The following is a 7,185-nucleotide window of genomic DNA, read 5'->3' as shown; positions in this document are numbered from 1 at the left end:
AGGTCATCTGGAGACGATAGAGAATCAACGTCAGAACTATCATCTGATTTCCCGGTTTCATTCACAGCCGGACTTTTTCCAGTCTCTTCAGGCATCGGCCCGTCTGACTCAGGAACCGGTAAGGTTTTAGTGCCTGTAGTGGACGCACGCCGCGCTATGGATGTTGAGCTGGTTCCAGTTCCCTGGTCAACTGAGGATGAAAGAGAAGCAATGTCAGAACTCTCACCTGATTCCTTGGCTTCATCCCCAACCGGACTTGTTCCAGTCCCTTTAGGCATCGGCTTGAGGGACTCAGGAACCGATGTGGTCTGACTGCCTGTACTGGACGCCCCGAGTGTTTCTGGACTGGTTTCAGTTCCTTGATCAACTAAAGATGAGGGATAAGTAGCGTCAGAACCATCACCTGATTCTTTAGCTTCATCTACAACCGTACTGTTTCCAGTCTCTTCAGGCATCGAGTTATCAGGATCCGTCTGAGTGCCAGCAGAGGAGGCCCGCCGCGCTGATGACGTTAAACTGGTTTCAGCTCCCAGGTCATCTGGAGACGATAGAGAATCAACGTCAGAACTATCATCTGATTTCCCGGTTTCATTCACAGCCGGACTTTTTCCAGTCTCTTCAGGCATCGGCCCGTCTGACTCAGGAACCGGTAAGGTTTGAGTGCCTGTAGTGGACGAACGTCGCGCTATGGACGCTGGACTGGCTTTAGCTCCTTGGTCAGCTAAGGGTAAAAGTGAAGTAACACTAGAACTATTATCTGGTTTCCCGGTTTCATTCACATCCGGACTTTTTCCAGTCTCTTCAGGCATCGGCCCGGGTGAATCAGAAACCGGTATGGTTTGAGTGCCTGTAGTGGACCCCCGCCGCGCTGAGGACGTTGGACTGGTTTCAGTTCTTTTATCAACTGGAGCTTTAGGAGAAATAGCGTCAGAACCACCGCCTGATTCCTTAGCTTCACCCCAAACCAGACTGTTTCCAGTCCCTTCAGACATCGACCCGGGTGAGCCATCAGGAACCGGTAAGGCCTGAGTGCCTGCATTGGACACTCCCCGCGACACCGGGCTCTTTTCAGTTTTTTTGTCAACTGGAGATACAGAAGAAGTAACGTCAGACTTATAACCTGATTTACCATCTTCATCTGTGGCCTTAGAGGTCACCGCAGGCATATCATGCCCATTTGTCGAGATCAAGGTATCGTCACTGATTACGGTCGGTGTTTTCTCACCATCCGGCCTGATCAAGGCGGTACCTCTGCGCCCGGCTGATGTTGTCTGGTCATCCGCTGAAGCAGGAGTCACAGGGTGCGACTCATCACCTGATACCTTATCCCTGACTGGAGCAATAACTTCTTGCTTTGTTACTCCCGGATTTCCAACACTGTAATTGCTGAGTATATCTCTAAGCTTTCCTTCGGAATCAATCAGTTGTTTGCCTGTAATTAACGTTTTGTCGTAGCCTGCGTTAAAATGCCAATCCCGGATATCATCCATTGATGAAACAATGATTTGTGCAAGCTCTTTGGGGCTGCTCAAATCAATTCTTTTAAGATCATTCAGGTGGTTTTTTAGCTTTGCTGAGAAATCAGCATCCAGATCTACTTCTTTTTTTGCTGACTTGGTTTGAATATCTATTAATATGTTCTCAACTTCATCCAGATCTGACTGTAGATTTCGACCGTCAGCCTTTATATCACCACCACTGTTTAATGCTTTTTCCACATCCCGAAAATGATCAGACTTTAGCAATCCCCTGATTTTTATATCAAGAACAGGAACCGTGCGAATACTTCTGGCACTAAATGGTTTTCCTGGAACCTCATGTAATCTTCTTCCCCTGACAGACTGGACATATCTATGGGGTTTAGAGCTTATATCGCCTTTTTCTTTTTCCTTGGCAGTTTCCTGATGATCATCCCGGAGGAATTCTGGCGGTGTTGAAAAGCTGGTTCCTCTTGGCCCATTGACATTACTCATAACCTGTCCTGACTGTTTGTTGTCCTTAACTATCAGCAGGCAATCAGTTGAAAAAACATCATCAGATCCGGTTGCTGGAGTCTGATTAATCCATGATTACACTTATTTAATTTCAGGCTAGCAGAATAGAAGGGCTTATTTAGTCTTTAAACGAAAACTCAGAACAGTTATCAACAAAACGAGACAGATTGAACATTTTTTTTTAAATTATCAAACAACAACCTTTTAAAAATTTATTCAGTACATTTTTTTGACTAGTCTGAAAATATCCGGGCCAGGAGGCTGACCGAGAATAGTCTGCCCTACTGCGGCGGCAGCAAATTGGTCTGAAAATCCGCTTTTGTTCGGCAAATAGCCCCGCTATTCACCTCACAAAACCGAATTTTTATCCTCAATTTTCTGCCATCCTCGCTACGGGCGCTATTCTCGGTCAGCCTCCTGGTACCTGCATCCATGCAGTCCTGCGGTGGTTGGCAGCCTGATAAATAAACCAAAATAGTCCATGCTCACCGCCTTTTTCTTTTCAGAGCTTTAAGTAGCTAACCACTACTGAATTGTCAGCCCCTTCTCTTTCGGATTCCCAAGATCCCGCAGGGTGTTTTCCAGCTGTTGCAGCCGCAGGGAGACCTGGCTCTGGAAAGCGCCCAGCTTTTTACTGAGTTCATCCTGGGTTTGCGCAGAGGCTTTTATTTGCTGCTCGACACTCTGTTGTGCAGATAAAGTGCTCATCAAACCATCAATTTCAGCTTTCAGTGCTTCAACACGGCTAACCATATCCGAATTGGCAACCAGCTGCTCAGCGGTCACTGCCTTAATGACCTGGTCCAGCTCATTCAGCTTTGAGACCGCCTGCTCAGAGGACTTTTTAGCTGCATCAAACTGTTTGACAGCAAGGTCTACTTTCTTCGCCCCCTGGTCAATCTTATCTTTATTCTCATTAATCCACTGACGGTTTCTTTTGTTAGCAACATCCCAGAGCTTACGAATTTCCGAGTTCACTTCTTTAAGTTCTGAGCGGAAGATGGAGTCACTCTGGTTAATGGACTCACCGGTTTGAGAAACCTGCCCGGTTACCAGGCCCAGTTGATCCCGGGTTGCCTGAAGCTCCTGCCGGGTCTCCTTCAGGGCCTTCTGCAGCTCAGTCACCTGCCAGTAACCGCCAGCAGTAACACCGGCCAGAAGCACAAACAGAACACCCGAGACCAGATAGCCCGCACCGCTGCTTTTACCGGTGGCTGCGGATTTACTGAAACTTTTTGGCCTGGAGCCTGCAGAACGCTGCCTGGAAGGACGCTGGTCAGCGGTTATGGATAAGTCCTGGTTTGACTGATAAATCTTGTTATCCTCTTGCATACTCACTGCTTTCCATCAAAAACACCGATCAATTTGTGTATTTTTTAGACTCGGACGAAACGGTGTTCCCGGCTCCTGGCTGTTCAGAAAAAATGAGGGACTATTGTAGAAGAAAGAAATCCTGCCCCCAACCTTTTTATTCAACGTAAAGGAGTACGTTGGACTTGAAATTTCTGCGGCAAACCTCAAGATACATTCCACATGGATTCGTAGTAGCCACGGTGCTACTATCGCTTTGCGAAAAATCAGGTCTCTGAACGATACTATTCCAACCACAGCGGGAGAACACAAATGGCTTTTCAACTGCCTGAGCTGCCCTACGAGCGCAATGCCCTTGAACCACATATCTCCAGGGAAACTCTGGATTACCATTACGGCAAACATCACCACACTTACGTTGTCAAACTGAACGGTCTGGTTGAAGGCACCGAGCTGGAAAACAAGAGCCTGGAAGAGATCATCAAGACATCTGAAGGCGGCATCTTCAACAACGCTGCCCAGGTATGGAACCACACCTTCTACTGGAACTGCCTGAGCCCCAATGGTGGCGACAAGCCTTCCGGTGAACTGGCAGCAGCTATCGACAAAGCCTTTGGCTCTTATGATGAGTTTGTTGCCAAATTCTCTGACATGGCCGTTAACAACTTTGGTTCCTCCTGGACCTGGCTGGTAAAAAACACCGACGGTTCCCTGGAAATCGTCAACACCAGCAACGCCGGCACACCAATCACTGGCGACCAGAAGCCTCTGCTGACCTGCGACCTGTGGGAGCACGCTTACTACATCGACTACCGTAACGTGCGCCCAGACTACCTGAAAGGCTTCTGGGCCCTGGTGAACTGGGAATTTGTTGCGGCTAACCTTGCGGCTTGATCAGTCAACTGTCCGATAGCCAATTAAGTAGGGAAACAAACCTGACCAATTGGCAAATAAACCTGTTGAGTTAGGAAATATTTCCGAGACAGGAGTCTATACCGCCTGATAAGAACGCTTATCAGGCGGTATCTAAAATACTGAAAAGAGATAATAGCAACTTTCCTTAATTCCAGATCGGAAAGAAAATATTCCACTTGGGAAAAGCAAGGTCGTGGCTCCGGCTTAGGTGCAGATTACATCCCCGGACTTTTCATCACTGAAGTGCCTTCATTACACGGTAACCAGAAACACTCTGTTCCCGGCAATCTTCTTCTTGGCCCTTGATGACGAATCACCTTAATTGTGAAACCCTGATTTTCAATGCCTGCCGTACCGGGAATCTGGCTAACCTGAGAATGCTGCCAGGAGCCTGTATTTCCATCCATAGCCTACGCATTAAGAGCAGAGCGACCTTTGCTTTGCAGGTTTGGATAGAAATAGATAGCAAGCTGGCGCAGAGCAAACTCTGTACTAACCTCAATGAATCTGAAGACCTGCAAAATGGATTTAGTGAATGTTTCATCTATTTTTACGGTTCGCAAGAGTATTGGGATAAGTAATATGCAGACGACAAATCCCACACAAACAGAATGCAGTAAACCCTGGTCGATAAGAAATACTGATTACAGCGACACGGGATGTTTACTGGGCTGTGCTGCGGGTTGTTTCCTGGGGCATTCTGTAGTCGCTTATAGTGGTGCTGGATGTCTTGTTGGCGCAGCCATTAATACGCTCTGCCAAAACGGTTATAACGATAAACATTATAAGGATCTTAAAATTATAATCCTTGGATCAGAAGAGCCTATAAGCAAAAGATCCAACAGTATTCCTGTTACTAACCAACCGAAGCATTGAACAAAACCGGGGCGCAATTTCACTCACTTTTGGATAGGAGCAATTACCGCGTTGGGCTGTCTATTCCACTGGCTGCCTTTATGAATCAGGGCTTTTAATTGCTGCCAAATGTTTGTGATTGCCATCCATTGAATTCTGGTGAACAACCTTCTTTGCCCGGTGCAAAACGGTTAGGCTTGTGCCTGACTTAGGGATTTGAACAACAATCGTCTTGTTCCAAGTTTTGTTTTATGGAATTTTCTCTGCTGATTTTTGTCCTACCCACAATTGAGTCATAAAGCAGGCAAAGCAATGAACGCGGCAGGTTTCGCATTTAATTGTCCTATTTGTTTCTACGACGGCCATATCGGAGGCCAAACTGGTGGGAATTCACTGGTCAAAACCTCTTGCCCGGCATCCCACGTTTTCCACCTGAAGTGCATCACCGAATGGCTTGAAAGTAATCAGCAGAAGATAAAAAGACTTGATCAACGCCAATGCAGTCAATGCATGCAACCGGCACTGCCATTACTTCTTCTGGACAGGAGCAACGTCATTGACAACGAATCAGCTTATTGTGAGTCCGTGATGTTTAATGTCTGCCGTACCGGAGAGCTGGCAACACTGAAGATGTTACTGCGCGAAGACGAGACCCTGGCAAACCGGACTTACCGTTCGGTGCTCACCGGTCATTCTGAACACCTGTTAGTTGTCGCCATCAATTACGGCCATTATCATTGTGCCCGGGCTCTGATCGACTGCGGTGCCGATGTCAATGCCGCTGGTCACAATGCTGAGACGCCCCTGTGTATCGCCATCCGGAAGGGCCGCTCCGAGGTCGTCGACATGTTGATCAGGGCCGGTGCCGATGTCAATGCCGCTGGTCACAATGGTGAGACGCCCCTGCGTATCGCCATCCGGAAGGGCCGCTCCGAGGTCGTCGACATGTTGATCAGGGCCGGGGCGAATATCAATAACGTACTTCGCACCGCTGTCCGGGAGGACAATGTTCGACTCCTTCGATACCTGATCAGCACCAAACCCGGCCAACCTGCCCTTAATACCGCCCTGCGCGATGCCGCCGAACGGGGGCAAGCGCTGTGCCTTTTAATCCTGATCACAGCGGGAGCGAACGACCTTAACGGTGCCCTTTACGCTGCCGCCGAGCGAGGGCATACACAGTGCCTTGATATTCTGATCACAGAGGGAGCGAACGACCTTAACGGTGCACTTTACATTGCTGTTCTGACGGAAAACGTCGCGGGCCAGGTTGTTCTGACCCAACAAGGAGCAAATATTACTACCGTACTGCACACTGCTGCCAGAGAAGGTTCCTGGGAATTTTTCAATCTCCTGAACGATCCGACACACATCAACGACACCGATGCGGAAGGTCAAACGCCGCTGCACATCACCGCTGCCAACGGGCATTGCGGATGCGTAGAAAAGCTGCTTGAAACCGGGGGAGTGGCTATAAATAGCACTGATAGCCTCGGCTATACGGCTCTCCACCTGGCTGCCCGCAATGGCAACACAGAGATCGTCAACGTCTTGCTGGCCGCTAACGACATCAATACCAATGCCAGGAATAAAGATGGCTGGACGGTTCTCCATTTAGCGGCCCGCCGAGGCCACACTGAGACTGTCAAGGCGTTACTGGCTGCTTACGATATCAAGGTTAATCAGAAAGATCACGATGGCTGGACGGCTCTCCACATGGCGGCCTGGAATGGCCACACAGAGACCGTCAAGGCGTTACTGGCAGCTGACGGTATCAAGGTTAATGAGAAAGATCACGATGGCTGGACGGCTCTCCACCTCGCTGCCAGATACAATCATCCAGAGTCCGTCAAAGCGTTACTGCAGGCTCCGGGTATCCACGTCAATGAAACAAATACCAATGGCTGGACGGCTCTCCACCTCGCTGCCAGATACGGCTGTCCAGAGTCCGTTGAAGCGTTACTGGCCGCTGTCGGCATCCGGGTCAATGAGATGGATAAAAATGGCGATACGGCTCTGAGCCTGGCTACAAGGTTTGGTCACACCGCCAGTAAGGAACTTCTTGTTGATAATGGGGCAATTAATCCACCGTTCTGCCATCTACTATGAG

General features: G+C 48.7%; 5 protein-coding genes. 3 read left to right on the top strand and 2 right to left on the bottom strand.

Going from position 1 to position 7,185, the window contains the following annotated elements; genetic code table 11:
- Both J7438_RS10310 and J7438_RS10305 read right to left on the bottom strand, forming a co-directional pair.
- Positions 1–1,973: hypothetical protein (locus J7438_RS10310; protein WP_209276471.1), on the bottom strand; the 1,973-nt coding region annotated here is incomplete at its 3' end.
- A gap of 546 nt (positions 1,974–2,519) precedes the next feature.
- Positions 2,520–3,326, bottom strand: a complete 807-nt coding sequence (locus J7438_RS10305; RefSeq protein WP_209276470.1) for a hypothetical protein — start codon at positions 3,324–3,326, stop codon at positions 2,520–2,522.
- Positions 3,327–3,617: 291 nt separating this feature from the next.
- Between J7438_RS10305 and sodB the strand changes: the two genes are divergently transcribed.
- The 3 genes from sodB (at position 3,618) to J7438_RS10290 (ending at position 7,184) form a co-directional block, all read left to right on the top strand.
- On the top strand, positions 3,618–4,199 hold the full coding sequence (sodB, locus tag J7438_RS10300) for a superoxide dismutase [Fe] (RefSeq protein WP_209203023.1): 582 nt from the start codon (positions 3,618–3,620) through the stop codon (positions 4,197–4,199).
- Between the two features lie 543 nt (positions 4,200–4,742).
- Entirely contained in the window at positions 4,743–5,096 is a 354-nt protein-coding gene (locus J7438_RS10295) for a hypothetical protein (RefSeq protein WP_209276469.1), read from the top strand.
- A 291-nt stretch (positions 5,097–5,387) separates the two neighbouring features.
- Positions 5,388–7,184 carry an ankyrin repeat domain-containing protein gene (locus tag J7438_RS10290; protein ID WP_209276468.1) on the top strand — a complete coding sequence of 599 codons (1,797 nt, stop codon included), beginning with the start codon at positions 5,388–5,390 and terminating at the stop codon, positions 7,182–7,184.
- Position 7,185 lies beyond the last annotated feature (1 nt).

The organism is Thalassotalea sp. G20_0 (assembly GCF_017744175.1).
Lineage (GTDB): Bacteria > Pseudomonadota > Gammaproteobacteria > Pseudomonadales > Endozoicomonadaceae > Endozoicomonas.
The sequence above is the reverse complement of the archived record's forward strand: the minus strand, read 5'-3'. Positions and strand labels throughout refer to the sequence as shown.

Excerpts from the sequence above, each read along its gene's own strand:
- J7438_RS10305 (WP_209276470.1), bottom strand. The coding sequence starts at position 3,326 with ATGCAAGAGGATAACAAGATTTATCAGTCAAACCAGGACTTATCCATA.
- sodB (WP_209203023.1), top strand. The coding sequence starts at position 3,618 with ATGGCTTTTCAACTGCCTGAGCTGCCCTACGAGCGCAATGCCCTTGAA.
- J7438_RS10295 (WP_209276469.1), top strand. The coding sequence starts at position 4,743 with ATGGATTTAGTGAATGTTTCATCTATTTTTACGGTTCGCAAGAGTATT.
- J7438_RS10290 (WP_209276468.1), top strand. The coding sequence starts at position 5,388 with ATGAACGCGGCAGGTTTCGCATTTAATTGTCCTATTTGTTTCTACGAC.